At 49.3% G+C, this 26,916-nt stretch carries 17 protein-coding genes; 6 read left to right on the forward strand and 11 right to left on the reverse strand.

Features of this window, described 5'->3' with window-relative positions; genetic code table 11:
* Window positions 1-3: 3 nt before the first annotated feature.
* Window positions 4-2,124: a bifunctional 23S rRNA (guanine(2069)-N(7))-methyltransferase RlmK/23S rRNA (guanine(2445)-N(2))-methyltransferase RlmL gene (gene rlmKL / locus AC3ISQ_RS13530; RefSeq protein ID WP_489353283.1), complete on the reverse strand. Its 2,121-nt coding sequence runs from the start codon at window positions 2,122-2,124 to the stop codon at window positions 4-6.
* 104 nt (window positions 2,125-2,228) lie between these two features.
* On the opposite strand from rlmKL, the gene AC3ISQ_RS13535 reads away from it, so the two are divergent.
* Window positions 2,229-3,332, forward strand: a complete 1,104-nt coding sequence (locus tag AC3ISQ_RS13535; RefSeq protein ID WP_489347252.1) for a YcbX family protein — start codon at window positions 2,229-2,231, stop codon at window positions 3,330-3,332.
* On the opposite strand, the gene AC3ISQ_RS13540 is transcribed toward AC3ISQ_RS13535, so the two are convergent.
* The 3 genes from AC3ISQ_RS13540 to pepN form a co-directional block, all read right to left on the reverse strand.
* Window positions 3,333-3,881: a cell division protein ZapC gene (locus AC3ISQ_RS13540; protein ID WP_489347254.1), complete on the reverse strand. Its 549-nt coding sequence runs from the start codon at window positions 3,879-3,881 to the stop codon at window positions 3,333-3,335.
* A 176-nt stretch (window positions 3,882-4,057) separates the two neighbouring features.
* Window positions 4,058-5,068 carry a quinone-dependent dihydroorotate dehydrogenase gene (gene pyrD, locus AC3ISQ_RS13545; protein ID WP_489347256.1) on the reverse strand — a complete coding sequence of 337 codons (1,011 nt, stop codon included), beginning with the start codon at window positions 5,066-5,068 and terminating at the stop codon, window positions 4,058-4,060.
* Between the two features lie 213 nt (window positions 5,069-5,281).
* Window positions 5,282-7,903: an aminopeptidase N gene (gene pepN / locus AC3ISQ_RS13550; RefSeq protein WP_489347258.1), complete on the reverse strand. Its 2,622-nt coding sequence runs from the start codon at window positions 7,901-7,903 to the stop codon at window positions 5,282-5,284.
* A gap of 390 nt (window positions 7,904-8,293) precedes the next feature.
* Between pepN and AC3ISQ_RS13555 the strand changes: the two genes are divergently transcribed.
* The 5 genes from AC3ISQ_RS13555 (at window position 8,294) to AC3ISQ_RS13575 (ending at window position 15,942) form a co-directional block, all read left to right on the forward strand.
* On the forward strand, window positions 8,294-9,994 hold the full coding sequence (locus AC3ISQ_RS13555; protein WP_489347260.1) for a GGDEF domain-containing protein: 1,701 nt from the start codon (window positions 8,294-8,296) through the stop codon (window positions 9,992-9,994).
* Window positions 9,995-10,246: 252 nt separating this feature from the next.
* Window positions 10,247-11,452, forward strand: a complete 1,206-nt coding sequence (pncB, locus tag AC3ISQ_RS13560; protein WP_489347262.1) for a nicotinate phosphoribosyltransferase — start codon at window positions 10,247-10,249, stop codon at window positions 11,450-11,452.
* Window positions 11,453-11,685: 233 nt separating this feature from the next.
* Window positions 11,686-13,086 (forward strand): asparagine--tRNA ligase, encoded by a 1,401-nt coding sequence (asnS, locus tag AC3ISQ_RS13565; protein WP_489347263.1) that lies wholly within the window; start codon window positions 11,686-11,688, stop codon window positions 13,084-13,086.
* A 304-nt stretch (window positions 13,087-13,390) separates the two neighbouring features.
* The gene (gene ompC / locus AC3ISQ_RS13570; RefSeq protein ID WP_489347265.1) at window positions 13,391-14,506 is read left to right on the forward strand and encodes a porin OmpC; all 1,116 of its coding nucleotides are present in this window, start codon (window positions 13,391-13,393) and stop codon (window positions 14,504-14,506) included.
* 245 nt (window positions 14,507-14,751) lie between these two features.
* On the forward strand, window positions 14,752-15,942 hold the full coding sequence (locus AC3ISQ_RS13575) for an amino acid aminotransferase (RefSeq protein ID WP_489347267.1): 1,191 nt from the start codon (window positions 14,752-14,754) through the stop codon (window positions 15,940-15,942).
* 78 nt (window positions 15,943-16,020) lie between these two features.
* Here AC3ISQ_RS13575 and AC3ISQ_RS13580 read toward each other — a convergent pair whose 3' ends face one another.
* The 7 genes from AC3ISQ_RS13580 to cmoM form a co-directional block, all read right to left on the reverse strand.
* The gene (locus AC3ISQ_RS13580; RefSeq protein WP_489347269.1) at window positions 16,021-16,668 is read right to left on the reverse strand and encodes an MBL fold metallo-hydrolase; all 648 of its coding nucleotides are present in this window, start codon (window positions 16,666-16,668) and stop codon (window positions 16,021-16,023) included.
* Window positions 16,669-16,739: 71 nt separating this feature from the next.
* Window positions 16,740-17,288: a peptidoglycan L,D-endopeptidase MepK gene (gene mepK, locus AC3ISQ_RS13585; RefSeq protein WP_489347271.1), complete on the reverse strand. Its 549-nt coding sequence runs from the start codon at window positions 17,286-17,288 to the stop codon at window positions 16,740-16,742.
* 182 nt (window positions 17,289-17,470) lie between these two features.
* Entirely contained in the window at window positions 17,471-19,378 is a 1,908-nt protein-coding gene (ldtD, locus tag AC3ISQ_RS13590; protein ID WP_489347273.1) for a L,D-transpeptidase, read from the reverse strand.
* A 209-nt stretch (window positions 19,379-19,587) separates the two neighbouring features.
* On the reverse strand, window positions 19,588-24,039 hold the full coding sequence (gene mukB, locus AC3ISQ_RS13595) for a chromosome partition protein MukB (RefSeq protein WP_489347275.1): 4,452 nt from the start codon (window positions 24,037-24,039) through the stop codon (window positions 19,588-19,590).
* On the reverse strand, window positions 24,036-24,755 hold the full coding sequence (gene mukE, locus AC3ISQ_RS13600) for a chromosome partition protein MukE (RefSeq protein ID WP_489347277.1): 720 nt from the start codon (window positions 24,753-24,755) through the stop codon (window positions 24,036-24,038). The genes mukB and mukE overlap by 4 nt, the downstream gene beginning before the upstream one ends.
* Window positions 24,736-26,058: a chromosome partition protein MukF gene (gene mukF / locus AC3ISQ_RS13605; protein WP_489347279.1), complete on the reverse strand. Its 1,323-nt coding sequence runs from the start codon at window positions 26,056-26,058 to the stop codon at window positions 24,736-24,738. The genes mukE and mukF overlap by 20 nt, the downstream gene beginning before the upstream one ends.
* The gene (cmoM, locus tag AC3ISQ_RS13610) at window positions 26,055-26,840 is read right to left on the reverse strand and encodes a tRNA uridine 5-oxyacetic acid(34) methyltransferase CmoM (protein ID WP_489347281.1); all 786 of its coding nucleotides are present in this window, start codon (window positions 26,838-26,840) and stop codon (window positions 26,055-26,057) included. The genes mukF and cmoM overlap by 4 nt, the downstream gene beginning before the upstream one ends.
* Between the last annotated feature and the right edge of the window lie 76 nt (window positions 26,841-26,916).

Below are 26,916 nucleotides of genomic sequence, written 5' to 3' on the forward strand. Positions count from 1 at the left end.
TAATTATTTTCCTTCGCCAGCATGGGTAACCAGCCAGCAATTGTGGATTTGACGGTTACGGGCAAAATCTTGCGACAAAGTCTGGGCAGTGATTTCTTTCGCCACCAGACCCAAAGCCTCGAGGCCAGCCATATCCATCTGGAAACCGCGTTTGTTGTTCGAGAACATGATGGTTCCGTTACGACGCAGTAACCGTTTTAAATCTTTCATCAACGCCAAATGATCGCGCTGAACATCAAAACTGTTCTCCATTCGCTTAGAGTTAGAGAACGTTGGCGGATCAATAAAGATCACATCAAATTGTTCGTCGGCATTATGCAGCCAAGACAGACAATCTGCTTGGATCAATCGATGCTGTTTACCGGTTAAGCCATTAACACGCAGGTTCTTTTCAGCCCACTCCAAATAAGTGCGCGACATATCGACCGTGGTCGTACTACGTGCGCCACCTAACCCAGCATGTACACTCGCGGTGCCGGTATAAGCAAACAGGTTCAGGAAGTCTTTACCTTGGCTCATTTCGCCCAGCATACGGCGAGCGATGCGGTGATCGAGGAACAAACCGGTATCGAGATAATCGGTCAGGTTGACCCACAGTTTGGCGTTAAATTCTTCCACCAGCAGGAATTCACCTTTCTGTGCCAATTTTTCGTATTGGTTTTTCCCTTTCTGCCGTTCGCGTGTTTTCAGGATCAACTGGTTCGATGGCAGTTCCAATACCGCCAACGTGGCGTTAATCACGTCAAACAAACGTTGACGGGCTTTTTGCGCATCAACCGTTTTCGGCGGCGCATACTCTTGCACCACCACTTTGCTGCCGTAGCGATCCACTGCCACGTTATATTCAGGCAGGTCGGCATCATACAGACGATAACATTCGATCCCTTGCTGTTTAGCCCATTTATCTAATTTTTTTAGATTCTTACGCAGACGGTTAGCGAAGTCCTCTGCCACCTGAACACCAGAACTCCCTTGCGTATTCTCCGCCAATTGGTAGTTCTTTTGCACGCAATCCAACGGTCCATTTTTGGCCTTAAATTGACGTTCGGCACGTAATTGCAAACAACTCAGCAATTCTGGCGAAGCGCTGAACAGCGAAAGTTGCCAACCACCGAAAGCACTTTTCATGATGCGCCCCAGCATATTGTGTAAAGCGATCAATGCCGGTTCGCTTTCCAGTCGCTCACCGTATGGCGGGTTGCTGATTACGGTACCTATCGGGCCTTCCGGCAGCGGATTGGTCAGTTTGCTCACGTCGTTAACATTGAAGGTAATCAGTTCTGCCACACCAGCACGACGAGCGTTACCGCGAGCCATTTCGATCACTCGACGATCGATATCAGAACCGAAGAAACGAGAGGTTGTTTCTTGCAGACCACGACGCGCCCGTACCTGAGCTTCAGTAATCACTTCACGCCACAGCTCGGCGTTATGACTATTCCAAGCACTAAAACCCCAGTGCTGACGATGCAGACCCGGTGCACGATCAGAGGCAATCATCGCCGCTTCAATCAACAACGTCCCTGAGCCACACATCGGATCGAGCATTGGCGCACCCGGCTGCCAGCCAGAACGTTGTACAATCGCAGCCGCTAAATTTTCTTTCAACGGAGCTTGTCCGGTAAGATCGCGGTAACCACGCTGATGTAGACCTTCGCCACTCAAATCAAGCGCGACACTCGCCATATCCCGTTGCAGGAATACGTTGACACGAATATCGGGTTGTTGTTTCGCGACCGTTGGGCGCTGATCGATTTTGCGGGTGAAGCTGTCGACGATAGCGTCTTTAACTTTTAACGCACCGTATTGGCTATTACGAATCTCTTCGTTAACACCGCTGAAATGCACAGCGAAAGTTTTATCGACGCTAAAAATACTTGTCCAATCAATTGCCTGCACGCCAAGGTACAGATCCAGATCGCTGTGTACGCGAAATTCATTTAGAGGTAGTAGGATGCGTGAGGCCAAACGGCTCCACAGCAAGCTTTGGTACAGAAGACGATCGTCACCCTGAAAATGTACCCCACCCTGTACCACTTTACAGTCATGGGCGCCCAGCGCTTCCAGTTCGCTTTTTAAGAGTTCTTCCAGACCACGCGCCGTGCTGGCAAACAGAGAGTTCATATCGTACTTATCACCAAAAAGAAAATTGTTGCGCATTATAGCTAATCCCGACCGCTTGTCATAAAGTTGCTCTCTTCTATTTCATGATTGCACGGAGTCTCGGAGTGATTACGCTTTCCCGATTGTTCGTTCATCCGGTCAAATCACTACGCGGTTTGCAGCTTTCTCATGCTCAAGTTGCCAGTAGCGGCTTAGCATTCGATCGTAATTTTATGATCACCGAACCGGATGGCACCTTTATTACTGCGCGCCAATATCCGCAAATGGTGTTGTTTACTCCAGCTTTGCTGGCGGAGGGTTTATTCCTGACCGCGCCAGATGGCGAAAGCGCCAGTATTCGTTTCAGCGATTTTGCCGCCGTGGCTCAGCCAACCGAAGTGTGGGGCAATCACTTCACCGCGTTAATCGCGCCGCAAGAAATCAATACTTGGTTGAGTGGTTATTTCCAACGCGAAGTGCAATTACGTTGGTTGGGGCCAGAATTAACCCGCCGCGTGAAGAAACACCCGGAAATCCCATTGACCTTTGCCGACGGTTATCCTTTCTTGCTGATCAACGAAGCTTCATTCAACGATTTACAACAACGCTGCCCCGGCAGTATTAAAATCGAGCAATTCCGCCCTAATTTGGTGGTAACAGGTGCTTCGGCTTGGGCAGAAGATGGCTGGCAGGTGATCCGCGTCGGTAACCTGATGTTTGATCTGGTAAAACCTTGCAGCCGTTGCATACTGACCACCGTGAGCACCGAACGCGGTCGCAAACACCCCAGTGGTGAGCCCTTAAATACGCTGCAAAAATTCCGTACCGCTGAAAATGGTGATATCGATTTCGGTCAGAATATGATTGCACGTAGCAGCGGGATTATTCGCGTTGGCGATACGGTAGAAGTGTTATCAAACAAACCTCCACGTCCCTATAGCGCAGGTAAAGTGGTAGAAAGCGTTGCCGCTCCACAAGACAGCGAACATAGCGTCAATATTGATTTTCAGGGAAAGGTATTTACCGGGAATAATCAGCAGATCTTGCTGGAGCAACTGGAACAACAAGGCATCCGCATTCCTTATTCTTGCCGTGCCGGAATTTGTGGCAGTTGCCGGATGACATTGGTCAGTGGTGAGGTGGCTGCGCTAAAACAAAGCGCGATCGCAGATAACGGCACTATCCTTGCGTGCAGTTGTATTCCGAAAAGCCATTTAACGCTGAAGTAATTACACTGCCCTGTCGTAAGCCGGGGCAGATAGATCGTCTATTGCACAAGGTTTCAGACGATCATGCATAACCTTGATCGCATCACCAAGCACCATAGTACGCCCAGCTACCATTAACTGATTTTGCGCCAGCAAGCATAGACTCGCGTTATCACCGGCCTCTACCACCAGCAAACGTGCCTCGCTGCCACACTCCATCACTTTCACCGCCGCCAACTCACCATTTTTGGGTTGCAACGGATAATGTTGTTGAGCAAAGTGCCAACTTTTTGGCATCAAGGGTTTTAGGAAGCGAAATGCCACCAGCGCATTTAATACCAGTTCAGCACGTTGTTCATGGCTGAGCTTTATCTGTTTGCATTGTTCATCGTAATTAAAATAAAGCGCGGCATCGTCAACGCAAAAAGCACATTCAGTAAATGCGTCTGGCGTTAACATTTTGGCAGGAAAACGCGAACGGAAGAGAGTACCATTAGCTAGATCGAGCATTAAGCGATCGTGTTCGGCGTCAAAATACCAACGCCAATTATCGTCAGGTTTTATCTTCATGTTTTATCCTTATCTCACTACCCGTGCCAACGCCGTATTTACCCAAGAGATGATTTTATCACCGCTCCTGCCGTGTAAAAATCGGATAATTCCGCGAACAGTCTTCAGCTATGAGCAAAATATAGACGAGGTGGGGGCAGAAATAAAGCCCCCGACCGGAAAAAGAAAGGAAATTCTTAGATATGAGTAACGATATCTTTAATCAGACGTGGGCCATGATAGATAAAGCCGGAATAAATTTGCACTAATGAAGCACCCGCAGCTATTTTCTCTCGTGCCGCCGTCAGTGAATCAATACCACCCACACCAATAATCGGCAACCGCCCTTGTAGCTCATGGGATAAACGTTGGATTACTTCGGTACTGCGTGACTGTAATGGACGACCACTTAACCCCCCCATTTGCTCACAGTAATTTAATCCCTGCACTAATTTACGATCCAAAGTGGTATTAGTCGCAATAACCCCGTCAATATTATGGCGGATCAAACTATCGGCAATTTGGATCAATTCTTCCTCTGAAAGATCCGGCGCGATCTTTACAGCCACTGGTACATATTTATGATGACGGGCATGTAATTCCGTCTGCTTATTTTTAATCGCGGCCAACAGATCGTCTAATGCTTCGCCATACTGTAAAGAACGAAGTCCCGGCGTATTAGGTGAAGAAATGTTAATCGCAATATAACCGGCATAAGGATAAATTTTATCCATGCAGACTAAATAATCGTCTTTCCCTTGTTCAACCGGGGTATCTTTATTCTTACCGATATTAATCCCCAAGATGCCACCAAAACGGGATTTTTTAACGTTTTCAACCAGATTATCCACACCACGGTTATTAAAGCCCATGCGGTTAATCAGCCCCTCGGCTTCGACAATGCGGAACAAGCGCGGTTTGTCATTACCCGATTGTGGGCGCGGCGTCACAGTCCCTACTTCGATAAAGCCGAATCCCATTGCGCCAAATGCATCGATGCAATCGCCATCTTTATCCAGCCCCGCAGCCAAACCTAATGGGTTTTTAAATGACAGCCCCATGCAGGTTACCGGTTTAGTCGGGACTGACTGGCGAACTAAGAATTCCAATGGTGTGCCGGTCACACGGCTAAGTTGCTGGAAGGTCAATTCATGCGCACGCTCTGGATCGAGCTGAAACAGTGCTTTTCTAACGAGGGGGTAATACATGTACTCTCCTGATTTCCCGGTTATACCGCAGGCATGTTGTACCGTAGGCATATAATTGCAGACCGGGGGCGTATTATCCGGGATCCCTGCCCTAATTGGAATTGATTAAAAACAAAAAATGCACTTTTCACGCAATCGTTTTCTTTATGGGAGAAAAAGACATAGAAAGGAAGACAAATCTAGGGCTTGGCATTGCACCAAGCCCCACGAGTTTTAAGCGTCTAACGCCTTAGTGATCTTCTCAAACAAGTCACCAGACAGATTTTCCAGCCCTTTCAACTGTTCCAGCGCTTTACGCATCAATGCCTGACGTGATGCATCGTAACGTTTCAGACGAATTAACGGTTCAATCAAGCGCGCAGCCACTTGTGGGTTGCGGGTGTTGAGATCACTCAGGATCTCGACCAAAAACTGGTAGCCGCTACCGTCTGCAGCATGGAATGCCGCCGGGTTAGCCGAAGCAAAACCACCGATCAGTGAACGAGTACGGTTCGGGTTGCTTAGGCTAAATGAGCGATGTTGCAACAAACTACGCACCTTACTCAATACATCCGCCGCTGGGCTGGTGGCCTGCAAGATAAACCATTTATCCATCACCAGACCATCCTGATGCCAGCGCTCATCAAAGGCCGTCATCAATTCATCGCGACAAGGAAGCACCGCGCCCACTGCCGCAGCTAGCGCCGCCAGCGAGTCAGTCATGTTATCGGCTTGCTTGAACTGCTTACGCACCAATTTTTCGGCTTGTTCGGCATCGCCAAACGCCAAGTAATGCAAACAGGTATTACGCAAATCACGCTTGCCAATATCACCATGCTCAACACGATAACCTTCTGTTTTATTAGCATGATATACCGCCAACCACTCATCGATCATTTCCGTAGCCAAACAACGGGTGATGGATTCATGTACCGCCGCGATCGCTTCTGGATCGATAGTAGTAAACAGTTCGGCAATTTCGTTTTCAGATGGCAACGTCAGGATCTGTGCTGCCAATGCCGGATCCAGTTGTTCATCCAACAACACCGCACGGAACGCATCCACCACATGTAGCGGTAGCGACAACGGTTGTTTTTGCTGGTGCTTGGCAACATTCAGCTTGATATAAGTCGCCAACAAGATCTGCGCGGCATCCCAACGGGCAAACTCGTTGCGAGCATGTTGCATCAGGAAAGTCAGTTGCTTATCGCTATACGGATAATCCAGTTTTACCGGTGCCGAGAACTCACGCAGTAATGAAGGCGTTGGTTGATGTGGCACCGCGTCAAAGACAAAAACCTGCTCAGCTTCGGTAACGTTCAATACGTTATTGACCGACGATCCCTCTCTCTGCAACGGAATCACGTTACCTTCATGATCGTACAGTTCAATATCCAGCGGAATATGCAGTGGCAGTTTGTCTTTTTGATCGGCCGTTGGTGCCGTCTTTTGACTGACATGCAGACGATACTGTTGTTTCTCGGCATCGTATTCATCACGCACGGTCAGCAGCGGTGTACCGGATTGGCTGTACCAACGACGGAATAACGACAGGTCGACATTGGAAGCATCTTCCATCGCCTGGACAAAATCATCACAGGTGGCAGCGCTGCCATCGTGACGTTCGAAGTACAACTGCATCCCTTTCTGGAAATTCTCTTCTCCCAGCAAAGTGTGCATCATGCGGATCACTTCAGAACCTTTTTCGTACACCGTCAGGGTATAGAAGTTGTTCATTTCGATCACTTTATCTGGGCGAATAGCATGTGCCATCGGGCTGGCATCTTCAGCAAACTGCGCACCACGCATGACACGCACGTTATCGATACGGTTTACCGGACGAGAACCAAGATCGGAGCTGAATTCTTGATCGCGAAATACCGTCAACCCTTCTTTCAAGCTGAGTTGGAACCAGTCGCGGCAGGTCACACGGTTGCCTGTCCAGTTATGGAAGTATTCGTGACCAATTACGGCTTCAATATTCAGGTAATCTTTATCGGTGGCGGTTTCAGCCTTCGCCAACACGTATTTGGAGTTAAAGATATTTAACCCTTTGTTCTCCATCGCGCCCATATTGAAAAAATCAACGGCAACGATCATATAAATGTCGAGATCGTATTCCAGACCAAAGCGGGTTTCGTCCCACTTCATCGAGTTCTTCAACGAAGTCATCGCCCAGTCGGCACGATCCAGATTGCCACGATCAACAAACAACTCCAATGCAACTTCACGACCTGAACGCGTGATAAAACTATCGCGCAGGACATCAAAGTCCCCTGCTACCAGTGCAAACAGGTAGCTCGGTTTCGGGAAGGGATCTTGCCACTGCACCCAATGACGACCATTTTCCAATTCACCTTGTGCCACGCGGTTACCGTTTGATAACAAGAACGGATAGTCTTTCTTATCAGCCTCAATGCGGGTAGTAAAACGCGCCAAAACATCAGGGCGGTCGAGGTAATAAGTGATATGACGGAAACCTTCGGCTTCACACTGGGTGCAAAGCGCCTCACCAGACAGATACAACCCTTCCAACGCGCTGTTTTTTGCCGGATGAATATCGTTCACGATAGTTAAGGTGAATTGTGCCGGGATTCCCTCAATAATAAGCTGGTTATCCTGCTGACGATAGGCGCTCCACGGTTGCCCACCAACCAACACACTGACTAGGGTCAGATCTTCCCCGTCTAAAATCAGTGGAGCTTCAGCTCCGGCCACCCCTTGACGTTTGATCTGACTCGTTGCGGTCACACGTGTGGTTTTTGCGTCCAAGACGAAATTGAGATCAATATCAGTAATGGTGTAATCCGGCGCGCGGTAATCGTGGCGATACTTCGCCTGTGGCTGTTGTGTCATAAAAACCCTTTGACGTCTCAGTGAGTTACAGGTATCTGGTCTACAGCAGACCATCCGGGCAACATCGGGTAAAGCGCAGCAATCCCTACGGAGCCAATTGTAAATAAACTGTATCACAGCTACGGCAAAAGCCTAGGGACTGACATGACAGGTAACTGAAAAAATTAGAGGCCGGTCGAAAAGTTGCGATTCAGGATGAGCAAACAATAGCAGGTTCAACTAAATAAAATTGCATATACAGCATTTAGCACTAAACGTTATTCAATCAATTAGCCGTTATATCAATAAAGTTAAAAATAGCCACAGGTTTAGAAGTTATAATTAGATTACGACAGCTGTAGAGTTCAGGTGATATAATCGCCCGGTGATTATATTGAGGAAAATAGCAACATGAAGATAAAGTATCTTATTTATTTTTTTACATTTTCCTTAATGTTATCTTTCTCGATATTTCTTTCCAGCGGATTAATCAAAGCACAGCGTAGTTATCACGAAAGTCGCTTGAACCTGTACAAAATTCAGCGAACCAAAGAGTTATCTGAAGCATTCCAGGCCACCCTGTATGCGCATCGCATTAAACGTCTTAGTTTGATTAATCATAGTATTACTCAGACGCAACTGGCACAGGTCGATCAACTCGCCAGAACCAAGCTCGCGCAGCTCCGACCTCACATCGACAGTGACATTTCTCGTCAGCTAGGAGTGCGGCAAAAAATTGCTATGCTTTCCATGTTAAAACAGATGGATAAGTTATTAGACAATGATAATTTGCAACTCTCCCACCTGACAAACAGCAATGCCAATTTGTTTAACATCAACAGTGCTTATTATATATATCAAACCAGCAAAAGTTTTTACCGTTATACCTATGATACTCGAATGTTAAATGCCGATTCGTTTTTATTTTTGGAAGCTATCCGCTTAAATAATCGACTAAATATGTCATTAACTGAACTGATCGATCAGATTATTGATGTTAAGTTAAACAATCAGGTGCGTAAAGACTCCTACCTCAGAGCGATCCAACTCACCGGAATACTCAGTGCGTTGAACACCCGTTTGACGTTTATGAAGTTGGCTTATAACGATGTCGAAACAACAAGCATCGTCAACCAGTTACTTGAGCAAGTTTCCAAGTCACAAACCGATCACATCGTTGCTGAACTTTACAACGCCATTACTCACCAAGCTGAATATCATTCAGATTTCGTTTACCACTATATCAAGGATCTCAGCCAGCTATCTCAATCTCTGTATCAACGTAGTTTTGAGCTAGAGGCAATTGCGTCGCAACAAAAAATCTACACTAGTCAAACCGAGATTGACGGCATGATCGCGCTGGCTTTCCTTATTGCCCTATTTATCCTGCTGCCATCTCTGAGCTTCAGTTCAAACATGAGTCGATGGTTGACTAAAACACAGAGTAATATCCTACGGTTATCTCGTGGAGATATGAATATCGATAACCACGAGGAGCTCTACAACCAAGAATTAATGGCGATCAGTGACGCTATCAAACAACTCAAACAATACCAGCAGGAAAAGGGGGTATTGGAGAATGAAAAACACCAACTGATTAAGGAGCTCGAGGCATCCTCATTCCTCGATCCTCTTACCAATATTTATAATCGCCGTAAATTCTTCCGCGAGTATGAAGCACTTGATAACAACAGCTATCCGCTGGTGGTTTGCTTGATCGATATCGATAACTTCAAAGTATTAAATGACACCTACGGGCATGATATTGGCGATCGCGTGCTAGTGGCCTTCAGCCACTTGCTGCGTAAAACACTTCGCACCGACGACATTTTTTGCCGTTATGGTGGTGAAGAATTCGCTGTTATTTTGAGGGGCTGCACGCCAGAAAATGCACGTCATGTGATGGAAGAATTGCGACAACAAGTGAATCAGATCAATCTACCTTTAGCTGACGAACAGCAAGTACGCTTTACTATCAGCGTGGGAGTTGCGGTAGTTAATGCATTTAAACAATTACAGGCGGCGATCAAACAGGCCGATGACGCACTCTATTTCTGTAAAAAGAGCGGGAAAGACCGGGTGAGCATTTACACCCCTGCCGGTTTCCTCTGAGTTTGTTTAATATAATTAACAGCATAATTTCTATAACTAAAAAGCCTAAGCGACGCACCTGACTGGTTTATCAGGCTTTTATCTGCATCACCGCCCTCTCACTCATCACAAGGCACTTTTCGCCCTCGACCCATTCTTGCGATTTATGCTGTGATGAGGCTTCAATAACAGGATATTCCGGGTATACTCCCCGCACTTTTTATGATTTTACCCGGATTGGACACGCGCCCGACGAGGATGCTGTAACGCGATATGACTCAATACGCTTCCCCGATTTTGACCTCACTGCTTGATACTGATGCCTATAAGCTTCATATGCAGCAAGCAGTGTTCCATCGTTATCCTGCAATTACTGTTGCAGCGGAGTTCCGTTGCCGTAGTGATGAATTGTTGGGTGAATATGCCGATGAGATCCGTGAGCAAGTCGCACTGATGAGCGAGTTGGCGCTGACTGCATCTGAGTTCCAATATCTCTCAGGCTTGCCTTTCTTCCATCAGGATTACCTCAACTGGCTGCGTGACTTCCGTTACGATCCGCAGCAAGTCAGCATCACCAACCAGACCGGCCAATTACAGATCCGTATTGTTGGTGCTTGGCGCGAGGTGATTATGTGGGAAGTGCCATTGCTGGCCGTGATCAGTGAAGTGGTACATCGCCATCGTTCACCGGAAGTCACACCAGAAATCGCTGCTGCTCAGTTGCGCAGTAAATTGGCGCTGTTCAAGCAGAGCGCCGCCGATGTGGATCTTTCCCGTTTCAAATTGATGGACTTCGGTACACGCCGTCGTTTCTCTCACGATGTACAACAAACCATCGTCAGCACATTAAAAGATGAATTCCCTTATTTAGCCGGCACCAGCAACTACGATCTAGCGCATCGTCTAGAACTCACTCCGGTTGGCACGCAGGCGCATGAGTGGTTCCAAGCCCATCAGCAAATCAGCCCTGTACTGGCGAATAGCCAACGTGCCGCTTTGCAGGCTTGGTTAGATGAATACCCAGATCAATTAGGTATCGCCCTGACCGATTGCATCACCATGGACGCCTTCCTGCGCGATTTTGGTTCACAGTTTGCTCAGCGCTATCAAGGATTGCGCCATGATTCTGGCGATCCGTTCGAATGGGGTGAGAAAGCGATTGTTCACTATCAAAAGCTCGGCATCGATCCGATGAGCAAAACGCTGGTGTTCTCCGATAACTTGGATCTGGATAAAGCATTAGCGCTGTATCGCCATTTTTATCAACGTATCAATTTGAGTTTCGGTATCGGTACACGCCTGACTTGCGATATTCCAGGCGTCAACCCACTGAATATCGTGATTAAACTGGTCGAGTGCAAAGGAAAACCAGTGGCCAAGCTTTCCGACAGTCCGGGGAAAACCATCTGTCAGGATCAAGCTTTCGTTACCGCCTTACGTAAAGCCTTTGCGTTACCGTTGGTAAAAAAGGCCAGTTAAAACCAAAAGCCAGGTGAATTTTTCATGCTGGCTTTTCCTCTCCTTGCTTTTTTCCTCCTTGCCTTTTACTTCCTTATATATAGAGCAACGTTTTTTCCTTTTCCGGCAAGAAATGTTGCACCAATCTGGCGATTTCTGCTTGTGCTCTGCACCGCGGCAAGTAACATAGCAATAGCCCCATTTTCTTGGGAATTGAGTTATTTCTTCACCAAATTAATTAAAGAGAGAAATCTATGAGCGTAGTGCCTGTATGCGACGTGCTACAAGGCCGTGCCGCGGTTGACAGTGAAGTCACCGTTCGCGGTTGGGTACGTACCCGGAGAGATTCAAAAGCGGGTATCTCCTTCCTCGCCGTCTATGACGGTTCCTGCTTTGATCCGTTACAGGCCGTCGTTAATAATTCTCTACCGAATTACCAGGACGAAGTGCTGCGCCTGACTACCGGCTGTTCAGTCGAAGTCACCGGTAAAGTCGTCGCATCACCGGGCGAAGGTCAGAGCTTTGAACTGCAAGCGACTCTGGTGAAAGTTGTCGGTTGGGTAGATGATCCCGATACTTACCCAATGGCCGCCAAGCGTCATAGCATCGAGTATCTACGCGAAGTCGCCCACCTGCGTCCGCGTACTAACATGATCGGTGCGGTTGCTCGCGTGCGTCATACACTGGCTCAGGCACTTCATCGCTTCTTCCACGAAGAAGGCTACTTCTGGGTTTCCACGCCGTTGATCACCGCTTCAGATACCGAAGGTGCTGGTGAGATGTTCCGCGTTTCGACGCTAGATATGGAAAACCTGCCGCGTGACGATAAAGGCGCTGTTGATTTCAGCCAAGATTTCTTCGGTAAAGAAGCCTTCCTGACTGTTTCCGGCCAGTTGAACGGTGAAACCTACGCCTGTGCACTGTCAAAAGTTTACACCTTCGGCCCAACCTTCCGTGCTGAAAACTCCAACACCAGTCGTCACCTGGCGGAGTTCTGGATGCTCGAGCCTGAAGTGGCGTTCGCAACCTTGGATGATGTCGCAGGCTTAGCTGAACGTATGCTGAAGTACGCTTTCCAAGCGGTGTTGAACGAACGTGCCGACGATATGAAATTCTTCGCCGAGCGCGTAGATAAAGATGCCGTTGACCGTCTGCAACGTTTTGTTTCTTCTGATTTCGCTCAAGTGGATTACACCGATGCGGTTGAAATCCTGGTAGCTTCCGGTCAAACCTTCGAGAACCCGGTTTATTGGGGAGCCGATTTGTCTTCCGAGCATGAGCGCTATCTAGCAGAGAAACATTTCAAAGCACCAGTGGTGGTAAAAAACTATCCGAAAGACATCAAAGCCTTCTACATGCGCATGAACGAAGATGGTAAAACCGTAGCGGCGATGGATGTTCTGGCTCCAGGTATTGGCGAAATCATCGGGGGCTCTCAGCGTGAAGAGCGCCTGGATATGCTGGATAAACGTCTGGAAGAAATGGGGCTGAATAAAGAAGATTACTGGTGGTACCGCGACCTGCGTCGTTACGGCACCGTGCCACACTCTGGTTTCGGTCTGGGCTTTGAACGTTTAGTCGCCTACGTCACCGGGGTACAAAACGTCCGTGACGTGATTCCATTCCCTCGTACACCACGTAACGCAAGTTTCTAATTAATCAGATTAATCATTTTTTAATCAGTTTTCTTACAAATTAAAGGCCAGCTAAGCTGGCCTTTCGCATTTTTTATTATTGACCCAGGTCACAAAGTTCCATTTCATTATCATTTTGTTACAACTAGTTTCCTTTTGAAACTCGATTGCGACATTGGTAGCATTTTCGTTCTAGATTAACCCGCCCGTGAATGGAACACTGCGTGCAGACACAGGACGACACCAAACTTTCGACAATAGTTCCAAAAGAATTGTTGCAGGCAGTGGCAAGGTGTCCGAATAAAACCAATGAGGGTAATAAAAAATGATGAAGCGCAATATTCTTGCAGTGGTAATTCCAGCTCTGTTAGCGGCTGGTGCAGCAAATGCAGCAGAAATCTATAACAAAGACGGCAACAAACTGGATCTGTACGGTAAAGTTGACGGTCTGCACTACTTCTCTGACGACAAAGGCTCTGACGGCGATCAGTCTTATGTTCGTTTTGGTTTCAAAGGTGAAACTCAGATTACTGACCAACTGACCGGTTACGGCCAGTGGGAATACAACATCCAAGCTAACAACACCGAAGGCGGTGCTGATGCTCAAAGCGGTAACAAAACCCGTCTGGGCTTTGCTGGTCTGAAATTCGGTGACTACGGTTCCTTCGACTACGGTCGTAACTACGGCGTACTGTACGACGTGGAAGGCTGGACCGATATGCTGCCAGAGTTCGGTGGCGACAGCTACACCAACTCTGACAACTTCATGACCGGTCGTACCACTGGCGTGGCGACCTACCGTAACAACGGTTTCTTCGGTCTGGTTGATGGCCTGAACTTCGCAGCTCAATACCAAGGTAAAAATGAGCGTAACAGCGATCTGAAACGCTCTAACGGTGACGGCTGGGGTCTGTCTTCTACTTATGACATCCTAGATTCAGGTGCAAGCATCGGTGCTGCATACTCATCTTCTGACCGTACCGATCTGCAAACTACCAGCACTACTGCTGGTGGTGACAAAGCCGATGCATGGACCGTTGGTGCGAAATACGACGCCAACAACGTCTACTTGGCAGCCATGTACTCCGAAACTCGTAACATGACTCCATTCGGCGACACCAGCAGCTACATCGCTAACAAAACTCAGAACTTTGAAGTCACTGCTCAGTACCAGTTCGACTTCGGTCTGCGTCCAGAAGTTTCTTACCTGCAATCCAAAGGTAAAGAACTGGGTGCACTGGCTGGCAACGGCGCAACCTACGCTGGTGGCGATGCTGACTTGGTGAAATACGTTTCTGTTGGTACTACTTACTACTTCAACAAAAACATGTCTACCTATGTTGATTACAAAATCAACCTGTTGGACGACAACGACTTCACCAAAGCTGCTGGCGTTGCAACTGACGATATCGTAGCTGTTGGTCTGGTTTACCAGTTCTAAGTTGTTACGCTTAACGACAGTTCGCTGTCGGATGAGTTAAAAAACAGGGCTTCGGCTCTGTTTTTGTTTCTGCTGCCAAACCCAGTTTTTATCCTGTCAATTCTCCTTTCTCCGTCATTTTTTGTGCTGTTTATGCCGCCATCACAAGATCGATGTGTTTTTCTCGCAAACGGTTGGCAAAGTGCATAACTGGCGCTACCCTGATGTTCCCGTATGCTTAACTCTAAGCCATGGAAGCACCTGACATGTTTGAAAAAATCACTGCTGCACCTGCTGACCCTATTCTGGGTCTTGCTGACATTTTCCGCGCGGACGCTCGCCCGACTAAAATCAATTTGGGCATCGGTGTTTATAAAGATGAAACCGGTAAAACACCGGTACTGACCAGCGTAAAAAAAGCTGAACAATATCTGCTGGAAAATGAAACCACCAAAAACTATCTCGGTATAGATGGTATTCCTGCGTTCGCCACCTGCACCCAAGTGCTGCTGTTTGGTAAAGGCAGCCCAATCATTGCCGATCAACGTGCCCACACCGCACAAACTCCTGGTGGTACCGGCGCCTTGCGTGTGGCCGCTGACTTTATCGCCAAACAAACCAGCGCCAAACGTGTCTGGGTTAGCAATCCAAGCTGGCCAAACCATAAAAACGTTTTCAATGCTGCCGGTTTGGAAGTAGTGGAATATGACTACTATGATGCCGCTAACCATGCCATGGACTTCGACGGCCTACTGGGCAGCCTGAGCAAAGCCGAAGCGGGTGATGTGGTGGTATTCCACGGTTGCTGCCATAACCCTACCGGTATTGATCCTACCGCTGAGCAATGGGCTAAACTGGCTGAGTTGTCAGTTGCTAAAGGTTGGCTGCCGTTGTTCGACTTCGCTTACCAAGGTTTTGCTCGCGGCTTGGAAGAAGATGCTGAAGGCCTGCGCATTTTCGCTGCCACTCATAAAGAACTGATCGTCGCCAGTTCCTACTCGAAGAACTTCGGTCTGTATAACGAACGTGTCGGTGCTTGCACTATCGTTGCCGCCGATAAAGAAACCGTTGATCGCGCCTTCAGCCAAGTAAAAGCTGTGATTCGTGCCAACTACTCTAACCCACCGTCACACGGTGCTGCGGTGGTTGCTACTATCCTGAGCAACGACGCCCTGCGTACACTGTGGGAACAAGAGCTGACTGATATGCGTCAACGTATTCACCGTATGCGTCAGTTGTTTGTGAATACCTTGAAAGAGAAAGGTGCCGAGCAGGACTTTAGCTTTATCATCAACCAGAACGGTATGTTCTCGTTCAGCGGCCTGACCAAAGATCAAGTGCTACGCCTGCGTGATGAGTTCGGCGTGTATGCGGTGAACTCTGGCCGAGTTAACGTTGCAGGTATGACGCCAGACAACATGGCACCACTGTGTGAAGCCATCGTTGCTGTGCTGTAATTCTCAGCACTAAAAAGCACAAGGGGCGCTTTATGCACCCCTTGTTTATTTCTGCCGGGAAATAATTTGCTACTTCAATTACCAGATTGCGGGTTCTTCACGCAGGAATGGATTGGTTTGACGTTCGTGACCAAAGGTCGACATCGGTCCGTGCCCCGGAATAAACGCTATATCATCGCCCTGTGGCAATAATTTGGTACGGATAGAGCTAATCAACACTTGGTGGTCACCACGCGGGAAGTCGCTACGCCCTACGCCGCCGTTGAATAATACGTCGCCTACTAATGCCAGACGCGCCTGCTCATTGATAAACACCACATGACCCGGCGTATGACCTGGGCAATGCAGTACATTCAACGTCATTTCGCCCACCTGCACTTTATCCCCCTCTTGCAGCCATTTTGTCGGCGTCAAGGGTGCACATTCGTCCAATCCAAACATGCGGCTTTGTGCAGGTAAGCCATCTAACCAGAAAGCATCTTCTTTATCAGGACCATAAATGGGAACTTGATAATGTTCTGCCAACTCTGCCGCCGCACCGACGTGATCGAGATGGCCGTGAGTCAGCAAAATTTGGCTGAGCTTCACACCCAACTTTGCCACTTCAGTTTTTAATGTTTCGGCGTCACCGCCGGGATCGACTAAAGCCGCCTGTTGAGTGTTTTCACACCAAATCAAAGTACAGTTTTGGCTAAACGCGGTAACGGGAATAATCTGGTATTTCATAAGGCTCCAAGCACGACAACACCATACCCCAAATAGGCTGGCGTTATTCTATTCACTACAGCGTACAGCGATTACCAAGTCCGCACGGGTCCGGTATCGATGTGTACAAAGTTGCTACGTGGATAATATCCTACACCACCTGCGCGCATTTTTAACGCCGCTTTACGGATATTACTCAGTTGAATGCCTTCAATGTGGAAATCCATCGCTTGACCTTTGGTGTGATAGCTCTGTTTTGCCACACCACGGCTGTGCTCACGCAGTTCGTTATTGGTACCCAATGAACGATAACCAGAAACTAACTGTACGGGTTTGTTGGTACCTAACAGGCCCTGCAAACGATAGAGATGATCGAATAAACCAGGATCGATCGATTTCATTTTATTTGCGCGAAAATCGCGGAATAAATGATTAAGGCGAGCTAACTCATCTTTATTGTAACGCTTACCGTCGAAGAATTCGGCTTTAAGCGATTCCCCCGTATGCAAGTTATTAATAACCAGAATACGTGGGCGAGAAGTAGAAAGACTGGCAAATGCTTGTCCTGGTAGCAGCGCTATACCCACAGCAGCGCCACCAAGCGCCAGCCATTTACGGCGGTGATGATCTATTGTATCCATTTATCTGTCAAACCCGGCAAAAAAGTATCAAAAGAACGCACAAAAAGCGCACGACCTGAACCATAACCGCCCATACCGGCCGAGTCAACCCAAGACTAGTCTGGGTTTATCGGCACTCACAGAAATAGTGCCGATATTATGTTCAAACTTTCAGACCACTATTTGATTATAATTACTGCAATTTATTGCAGTAATTTTTCTGCCTGAGGCAAAATTTGTGCGCCCGATCTCACCGTATTATCGTAATTGTAAATATCTGTACGGAATTGTGGTTTTCCATCATCGGCAACCCAAGCCGTTAAGTAATACAATTTAACTGGGATAGTTTGACGTATATTGACATAGGTTGTATTACCTTGTTTCAAAGTAGATGAAACACGGGAACCATTCCACCCGGCATCTTGCAACAACATATTAGCCAAATCCGATGCTTTATTAACCCGAACGCAACCAGAACTTAACGCACGAATATCTTTTTGGAACAAATTATGGTTCGGCGTATCGTGCAAATAAATAGCATCCGAACTCGGCATATTAAATTTGAAACGCCCTAACGAGTTGTTAGCGCCTGGAGCCTGACGAATACGGTATGGGAAGTTTTGTGGCGAAACCATACTCCAGTTGATCATTGACGGGTCGACCACTGCGGCATCATTACTCCAACCAGAAAGCAAGGTATAGCCATGTTTAGCAAAGTAGCTGCTGTCACGCATCGCCTTTGGCACGATATCTTCACGCACTAACGTTGTCGGCACATTCCACGGCGGGTTAACCACCACGTTGTTCAACGCACTGCTCATCAAGGGGGTTTTGCGGCTTGGACGGCCAACAATTACCCGTGAAGAAAGCACTTCATTACCATTCAGATAATAAGTCAGTGAGTAATTCGGGATGTTGACCATAATCCCGGTGTTAACATACCCCGGCAAAATGCGTAAACGCTGGATATTTAACGCCAACAGCGAAGCACGAACCTGCGGCGACACGTTAAGCCATTCACGAGTACGCGCACCAATAACACCATCGTCACTCAATCCTTGCCATTTCTGGAAGCGTTTCACCCCTTCCACCAGCTCATTGGTATAAACGTTATCGGTCACGACCGTCGTTGTCATTGTTGCTGTCGTAGCTGTTGCTGTCGTTGCCGATGGCGCAATATCTTGCACCTGAGTGGCTGACGGACTGACGACGACCTGACTTGCACGGTTCTTCTCTTCATCAACAGAGAGCCCGCCGTCGTCCGGTTCATTCTTTCCGGTCAACACTACGGTAGGTTCTTGTGGGGCAATGGGTGCCGTCGCCGTCAACATACCAGTACGCGACAGAATTTCGCGTAAAGCAGGAATTGAATCGCTCATTTGCCCTGGACGTAGAGTCGGTCCATTAGCCACTTGTGGCCACGGGCGGTTATCCGCCAGCATGTCACGTAACGCCTGATGCATTTTGGCATACTGTGGATGCTGCGGTTCCAGCGCTTCAACATAAGCCAGTAATCTGCCCTGACGCATTGCCGTTTGCCATTGGTTAATCACCGAACTAGACGGCAGAGCCAGTTTGTAAGGGATATTGCTATATAGCCAGTTGTTACCGTTCGCGCTGATCGAAGAAACAAACTGCAAATAACCCAACATGGCGTCAGAGAGCACCACATCACGCGTCATATCAGTGATCGTCGGATCGGTCAGTTGTTTCACCCATTGGGTAAATTGCGGCTGCACACCAGAAATCGCCAACTCTGCCAACTGTTGTTGGAATTGCTGTACCGCCCCACTATCCTGCCACATCGGTTGCATTTGATTCGCGGTATACAACGTCTTCAGAGTAGCCGAGTAGAAAGGAGTGACTCTCTTTGAAACCGTAACCCAATCGGTAGGACTCAGTGCAGCCGGAATCGGAGCGACAGCGACTGGTGCAGTAGGTGTGGTGATAGTAGAAGTCGGGGCAGCAGAGACGGGAGCTGCTGGTGTTGCTTGGTTCGATGAAGAAGGATGTGCTGGTACGGTAGCACATGCGGGTAACGACATAATAGCCGATACAATCGCGCAACTCAGCGCCAAACGCCGTATAGAATTCCCACTGTTAAGCAACATCCCTTGCCCCCTGTTGGCTCGCGACAAATAAAAGAAAAGAAAAAATAAACCACTGGTTTAAGTATACAAACAGAAAATCCATTTTGCCCTGAGTCAATGCAGAATAACTGCTTATTTCATGAGGAAAATTCGGCCTATCATCCCCGCAGTAAAAAAAAATAGCCACCCTAAGGTGACTATTTTCGGATTTTTAGGTTACATTTCGACCATTAAGACGTCTCTGTGACCGTTGCACCTAATGCTGGCGGCTCATGAGGGGCAAAACCACGTAACCCCACCACGTGCACATGTTCATGATTTTGGAACACTTTACGCACCAGCTTATAGGTTGTGCCTTTTTCCGGGCTGATATTTTCTGGAGCTGCGATAATTAGTTGCATCTCTAGACGATCGCACAGCTCAAACAAGGTGGCGATGGATTTTGCATCCAAACGCGCCGCTTCATCGAGGAACAACAGACGACATGGCGAAATATCTTTGCCACGCAAGCGGCGCGATTCTTCTTCCCAACTTTGCACCACCATCACCAGAATCGACATCCCGGTACCAATCGCTTCACCGGTTGACAGCGCCCCACTCTCTGCACGCAACCAACCGTCAGAACCACGGTAAACCTCAACTTCCAGCTCCAAATAGTTACGGTAATCCAGTAGCTCTTCACCGATGGTTTGCGGCGTACGCTGACCCATATCGATTTGCGGATTCAGACGTTGATACAATTTAGCCAACGCTTCCGAGAAGGTCAGACGGTTGCTGTTGAACAGATCCTGATGCTGCTCTTGTTGTTCAGACAGCACATCCAGCAAGGTGGCATGGGCTTCACGCACGTTAACGTTCAAACGCACGCTCTTCACCTGACCGAAAGAGACCGCCTGCAAGCCTTGGTTGAGCATGCGAATACGGTTTTGTTCGCGCTGAATGGTTTTGCGGATGATGTTCGACACGCTTTTTGAACTGATCGCCAGTTTTTGCTCACGGGCGGTCAGTTCTTCGGTCAAGCGACCCAACTCAATTTCCATCTGTTCGATGGCCTCGACGGGATCGTCGGTACGAATGATGTCCTGACGGATACGCTCGCGCAGGTGTTGATACACCGCGATATAGAATTGAATCTTGCGCTCTGGACGTTTTGGATCTTCTGACAAGCGCAGCACATCGCGCAGGTGTTCATTATCAGCCACCGCCAGACGCAATGCCCCCAACGCCTTATCCGACATTGAACGCAACTCGTCACCATCCATATAGGCCAGTTCGCGACGGTGCAGACGACGTTCAACGCCGTTGTCTTTCACCATCCGCATCACCGCACACCAACCCGCTTTAGCGGTAACCACTTGCTCACGCATCTGGTAGTAGTCACGTTCCAGCTTACGCAGTTTCTTCTGCAAGCTGTCCATTTCCGCTTCGCAGAAGGTGATTTGTTTTTCCAACTGGTTACGGCGGGTACGGTTGGTGCTCAGCGCTGCGTGCAACTCATCACGACGTAGACGCGCGCGCTCTTCCGCATTGGCATCGGCCTGAACACCAATGTCCACCAGCTCTTGGCTCAACTCTTTCAGCATGTCGCGCTTGGCGTCATACGAACTTTTCAGTGAGGCAAGCACTTGGCTGTATTGGGTAAACTGGGTTTGGTACTGACGTAATTGTTCACGAGCGCGAGTACGCTCAACTTCCGCCTGTTCCAAACGTTGACGCAGTTTTTCGTTCAGATCGTTGTTGGCGTTTTGCATCCCGGCAGAATCGGCATAGCTGAAATGCGCACGACGTTGCACAATTTCAGTCAGAGCAAACGCCTGCTGTTTAGCCTGGCGCTGTACGTTTTGTGCCTGGGTGTAATCCTGCTGCAACTGTTCGTGTTGCTCGGGATCGCTTTGCAGAACCGACACCATAGGCTCCAGTTTAGCCAGCGAAACACCGTGCTGTTGGATATAACGCGCAGCATCCTGCGCCTCTTCGAGTTCTTCCTGAACTTCCTCAACGCGATCTTGCAGCGTTTCGTCATTCAACAAAGAAACCAGTGGGATCAAGCGGTTCAGCGCGGCAATACCTTCTTTAGCCTGCTCATACTGCTGGCGCTGCTGCTGGTTTTGCGCTTCGTGATTGTTCAAAGCACGCTCGAGCTCACCACGGCGGCCAGACAGAGTACGGATTTCCGCTTCTGGATCGGCGTCAAACGCCACCGCCAAGTGAGAACCGATAAAACGACTGAATGCTTGATGCGAACGTTGGGTTTTCTGGACGTCGAATGACAGCGTGGCATAACGTTCGGCCAATTGATCGCGTTCGGCGTACAACACTTCCAAACGGTTTTCACGCGCGGCACGACCAAACAACGGTACCGCCGGGTAACGCGAATAACGCCACTGGCGATCAGCGGTTTTCACCAATACCGCGCGATCTTGCTCTTCAACGGCGAATACGCTGTCATCGAAGGACTGCGGGTCCCCTTCAATCAGATAGAGATCTTCCGGGCAATCTTCCAACCCTTCCAACATCTCACGCACCAATGACAAATCAGGCACGACGATCGCATGGCGCGACGGGCCGTACAGCGCCGAGAAGTACGGTGCATCGTCGATGGTCACGTCGTCATAAATCTCTGACAGCAATACGCCGCCGAAACGTTCGGCCAACGTCACCATACGCGGATCTTCCGCACCACTTGGTTGGCTCAGTCGTTCGATCTGCGCTTCGATTTCACGCTTGCGTGCCGCCAGTTCGTCGCGCTCAACAGTCGTTTCGCGCTCACGTTCCAGCAGTTGCTGCATGTATTCGGTCACTTGCTGGCTATCTTCCAACGCCTCACCGCTTTGTTCACTCAGTTGACTGAGGGCGTCTTGTGCCGTCAACCACACTGGAGCGCGAGTAGTCAGTTCTTTAATTCGTTGTTGAGTCTGCTCCAGTTCCTGACGCATCTCCATGCGACGTTCGCCGGCTTCGCTGACGTTCTGTTGCAGCGATTCCAGACTCTCTTCCAGTTCTTGTTGTAGTGCATCGAGTTCGTCGGCTTGATATTCCTGACCGTGACGTTTGCAGAATTCTTGCAACAAACGTTCGGCATCTTGCTGCGAACGCAGACGCTGCTCCAGCTCGCTCAAACGCATACGCAAGGTCTGTACACGCTCGGCCTGATGCTGTTGTGAAGGCCAGTCGCGCAGCAGTTCGCGCGCGGTTTGCCAAGCTTCGCTACGGCTAACCTGCCCGGCGATTTTGCACACTAACTGATAGGCCTGCTCGAACTGGCTGTGCGCCGCATCGGCTACGCTCAGTTTTTGCTCCAGCATCAGCAAGGCTTCGGTCGCTTCTTGCTCACGGGCTTGGAAGGTATCCAGCCATTCTTCGGCATTTTCCGCCGTCAGTTCCGGCAACTGGCACAAACCACGGGCACGTTCCAGAGCCTGCAATGCCTGTTGATACTGAATAGCGCGGGTTTGTTGTACGTCCAACGCTTGCTGGTAATCGGCAAGTTGGCTTTTCAGCTCATCCACTTCGAGTTCAGCGGCTTCGGCACGGGCTTCATTTTCTGCCTGTTGCTCGCTGGCTTCGGCTACCACTTCGTTCTGCTCTTCCAAACGATAAGTCAGCTCTTCCAGATCGCCTTCATAACGCTCGATCTTTTCTTGCTGACGCATCGCGGTTTGCACCAAATTCAGGTGATCGCTAGCAGCCTGATAATCAGTTTCTAAGTCAGACTCTGCACCGCTTTGCTCGCCCAGCTCACGCGCCATTTCGACATGACGATACTGCTCTGCTGCAAGCTGTTTACGGCTACCCAGTAAATCGCTACGCAACACCATCGCGCCATCCAAATGGATACGGCGTTCGTTGGCGTGACGCATATAGTCCGCCGCCACATAGGAAGTCGCTTCGGAAATCAAATGCTTAAACAGATCACGATCCGACTGGGTCACACGAATCGCTTCCAGCGTCATGCGGTTTTCCCGCAGTGCGGCTTCCATATCTTGGAACGCTTTACGCACGCCGCTGTTTTCTGGCAACAAGTAGTCACGCAGTGAGCGAGTAATGGCGCTGGAGATCCCGCCGTACAGCGAGGCTTCGATCAAGCGGTAGAACTTGCTACGGTCTGCCGAAGAACGCAGACGTTTCGGGATCACCCCCAGATCGAACATCAAGGAGTGATAATCGGTGATGGAGTTGAACTGTTTGAACTGCACCCCTTCCATCTCTTCGACGCGCTCTTTCAACTCTTGCAATGACAGCACGCGCGCCTGACGCTCGCCCACCGTTTGCGTGAGAATTTCGGTCGGCTGTACCGCCGTTGGCAGGCCTTGAATGGTGAAAGGTTTGATATCAACTTTACGATCGCGCCCAGCCACCTGTTGCAAACGCACGCCGACGATCACCCGCTGGTGACGCGAGTTGACCACGTCCAACGTCGAATAACAGACCCCAGCACGCAACTTACCGTGCAGACCTTTATCGCGCGAACCGCTGGTTGCCCCCGCCTCGGTGGTGTTACGGAAGTGCAACAACGTCAGATCGGGGATCAATGCGGTAACGAAGGCCGCCATGGTGGTGGATTTACCCGCACCGTTACCACCGGACAAAGTGGTAACCAACTCATCCAGATCAAAGGTTCGGGCAAAGAAGCCATTCCAGTTAACCAGCGTCAGTGAGCGAAATTTACCGCGTTCAATCATTCCTGTTCATCCTCTGCACTGTCCGTGGTGTTCTGTTGCTCGTCGTCGTTTTCATCGTTCAGCGACAGGCTATTTTCCACCGGCATCGCCTCACCATCGCGAATCATCCGCAGTTGTGCTTCGCGTGGATCGTCGCCGCTACGCACGTCGGCACCAAAGCGGAATACCGCCTCGGTAATGCGAAACTTGCTGCTGTCGTTGCCCATAAAATAGATCATGCCCAGACGACGCAGGCGATTCAGCGAAGTGCGCACTTTATCTTGCAGCTTTTGGCGGTCAAGATCCGAACCGGTAGAGCGCTGGTTAACAAACTTCAGCAACTTACTTTCATCCGCCAGACTTAACAGTTCGTCATACATCTCCTGCTGGCTGAAAATACCTTCATGCGCCAAACGCTCAGGGCTAAGATAGAGGTAACACAGGATTTTACCGACCATCATATCCAGTTCGGACAGTACCGAACGTGGGATCAAGGTGGTAGAACGCGGTCGTAGGTAGAAAAAACCTTCCGGCGCGCGGATCAGTTCGACGCTGTAACGGGTGTAGAACATTTCCAACTCGTCTTGGAAATCCATCAGGAAAGCATGGTTGTCCAGCTCATCGATACCGATGTGACGTCCTGCGCGCAGTTGGCTATCCAATGCTGGGAACAGCATGTTGGACAGTGCTTTAGCCAGCTTCACTGGCATGATTTGTTCAATATTTGTCGATGACATGTGCCTGTACCTTGGCCCCGTAATCATTGATCGCCTGCCATTCGGCGGGTAACCCAGAGAAATCAGCTTCAGCCACACCGAGACGCACAGCCTGGTCGACCACTAAACGAGCCACGTCGAAGTGACGTGCGCGCGGGTATTGCGCCAGATAATCGCGCATTACCGCCCCTAAATTGAGCGGCATATTTTGTTCTTGGTAAACCTTCAATGCTTGTTCGATCATCAATGCCAACTGTTCGCGAATTTCGCTAAACTCTTCGTATTCCAGATCAGGCGGTAGCTCCCCGGTCACTTCCTCACTGCGTAATGCCAACTCTTCGTCGCGCATATCCAGCAAACGATCAGCACTGGCGTGGGTTAACGTCCACGGATTATCGAAATAGTTTTGCACCGATTGACGCAGGCGCTGGGCAAATACGCGGTTTTTATCCATATCGATGGCGGTACGGATAAATTTATGCACGTGGCGGTCGTAACCAATCCACAGGTCGATTGCCTGCTGGCCCCAACTGATGATGCGATCCAACTTCGCTTGCAGATCAAACACCAGTTTGTCGACAAAACCCAGTTCCACGTTATGCATGGTGGATTCTTGGATGCGCAGTAAATTGGCCTGTAGCTTATCGCCCGCCGCTTCTAGCGTATCTTGCAATTCGCGTAGCGTGCCGGAAGTTTCTGACAACAGCATTTCACAACTGGCGATCGCTGCGCGCCAATCTTGGTTGAGCAACGCGGCGATATCTTCTTTTACGCTCTGCTGTTGTTCATCCATGATGCGTTGGGTTAGATCGATACTGTCGAAGATTTCAGCCACTGAATACTTCAACGGCGCGAACACGTTGCGATGCCAGTGGAAATCATCGCCGCCTTCATCGGCGGCATCTGCAGCACGCTTCAGCTCCTGCGCGACGATCGAAAGTTGCATCGACAGACGCAGCGTCGAAAACTCACGCTGACGGATATAATAATCGGTAATACCAATGCCCAACGGCGTCAGGCGATAAATGGCATTGCCATCCGCTAACTCGCTGGTAAAACGGTTCAACAGGCGCTGGCGCACCATGTCGTTGATCGCATTGTTGGCACGAACGGCCACCGTTTCATGCGTTTGTTCAAAACCTTTGCTGACATGGCGAAATGCATCAACCAGCTCACCTTCGCTCATCTCGCCGTCCAGTCGCTCGCCATTCAGAGTGGCGATGGCGAGCAGAAACGCAAGACGCTCCGTAGGGAGCGAAATAGAGAAATCATTTTTCCGTGCCCAGGCGACCAGTTCGGGTACTGTCTGGGAAAATTCACTCATAGTTCGTCCTTCAGGTTTGGTTTATGCGCCATGACGTGAATATAGCGCCCCAAACTCACGTACGGCTCCTGCCGGCAGTAGTGCTGTTCAAGCGCCAGTAATTCTTCAAATTTTTGTGTTTGTAGCTGTCGACTTTGCAAGTAGTCGTGAAATACCCGCACGCCGGTTTTACCGCTGATGCGCATCCCCATTTGTTCCAGCCAACCATAAACCTGCAGAGGTTGATGTGGGTACTGCGGCGATAACGAACGTTTTCTGCGTCGGGTCACTTTCGGGTTCACCAGTTGGAAATTACCCAACACCACGTTGCGCATCAATAGGCCGTTGGCATTAAAGAACATCAACGACAGCGCTCCGCCGGGCAACAAGCAATCATACAACGCCTGTAATGCCGCTTGAGGTTCGGCGATCCATTCAAGCACCGCATGAAACAATATCAGATCGACCGGCTGTTCCAAGTGCTGACCGATATCCTGAGCAGCACTTTGTATGAATTGCATGTTCTGGCTCACACCTTTCTGTTCCGCCAGTATCGCAGCGCGCTGGATCATCTCACCAGAAAGATCGCACAACAAGACCTGATGTCCTAATTCTGCCAGTTGACACGCCATATGGCCTTCGCCGCCGCCCGCGTCCAAAATGCGCAGAGGGCGCTGTGGCAGTTGCGCCAACAACTGAGTCAAATCCTGCCAGACGACTGCCTGACGAATCTTCCCTTTGGTGGTGCCATAAATATTACGTGCAAACTTTTCAGCAATATCGTCAAAATTGCGATCCTGCATGGATAACGGCTCCGCTGCTCTTCTCCGGCTTGGGGTAATGCCCTCACCCATTCAAACCTGCTATTCTGGCACAGTC

It is taken from the genome of Serratia sp. KH_031 (assembly GCF_057839655.1).

What these genes read in the sequence shown, in the direction of transcription:
- AC3ISQ_RS13575 (WP_489347267.1), top strand. Translation starts at nt 14,752, where the DNA reads ATGTTTGAAAAAATCACTGCTGCACCTGCTGACCCTATTCTGGGTCTT.
- rlmKL (WP_489353283.1), bottom strand. Translation starts at nt 2,124, where the DNA reads ATGAACTCTCTGTTTGCCAGCACGGCGCGTGGTCTGGAAGAACTCTTA.
- cmoM (WP_489347281.1), bottom strand. Translation starts at nt 26,840, where the DNA reads ATGCAGGATCGCAATTTTGACGATATTGCTGAAAAGTTTGCACGTAAT.
- ldtD (WP_489347273.1), bottom strand. Translation starts at nt 19,378, where the DNA reads ATGTTGCTTAACAGTGGGAATTCTATACGGCGTTTGGCGCTGAGTTGC.
- pepN (WP_489347258.1), bottom strand. Translation starts at nt 7,903, where the DNA reads ATGACACAACAGCCACAGGCGAAGTATCGCCACGATTACCGCGCGCCG.
- AC3ISQ_RS13580 (WP_489347269.1), bottom strand. Translation starts at nt 16,668, where the DNA reads ATGAAATACCAGATTATTCCCGTTACCGCGTTTAGCCAAAACTGTACT.
- ompC (WP_489347265.1), top strand. Translation starts at nt 13,391, where the DNA reads ATGATGAAGCGCAATATTCTTGCAGTGGTAATTCCAGCTCTGTTAGCG.
- pncB (WP_489347262.1), top strand. Translation starts at nt 10,247, where the DNA reads ATGACTCAATACGCTTCCCCGATTTTGACCTCACTGCTTGATACTGAT.
- pyrD (WP_489347256.1), bottom strand. Translation starts at nt 5,068, where the DNA reads ATGTATTACCCCCTCGTTAGAAAAGCACTGTTTCAGCTCGATCCAGAG.
- AC3ISQ_RS13540 (WP_489347254.1), bottom strand. Translation starts at nt 3,881, where the DNA reads ATGAAGATAAAACCTGACGATAATTGGCGTTGGTATTTTGACGCCGAA.
- mukF (WP_489347279.1), bottom strand. Translation starts at nt 26,058, where the DNA reads ATGAGTGAATTTTCCCAGACAGTACCCGAACTGGTCGCCTGGGCACGG.
- asnS (WP_489347263.1), top strand. Translation starts at nt 11,686, where the DNA reads ATGAGCGTAGTGCCTGTATGCGACGTGCTACAAGGCCGTGCCGCGGTT.
- AC3ISQ_RS13555 (WP_489347260.1), top strand. Translation starts at nt 8,294, where the DNA reads ATGAAGATAAAGTATCTTATTTATTTTTTTACATTTTCCTTAATGTTA.
- mepK (WP_489347271.1), bottom strand. Translation starts at nt 17,288, where the DNA reads ATGGATACAATAGATCATCACCGCCGTAAATGGCTGGCGCTTGGTGGC.
- mukB (WP_489347275.1), bottom strand. Translation starts at nt 24,039, where the DNA reads ATGATTGAACGCGGTAAATTTCGCTCACTGACGCTGGTTAACTGGAAT.
- mukE (WP_489347277.1), bottom strand. Translation starts at nt 24,755, where the DNA reads ATGTCATCGACAAATATTGAACAAATCATGCCAGTGAAGCTGGCTAAA.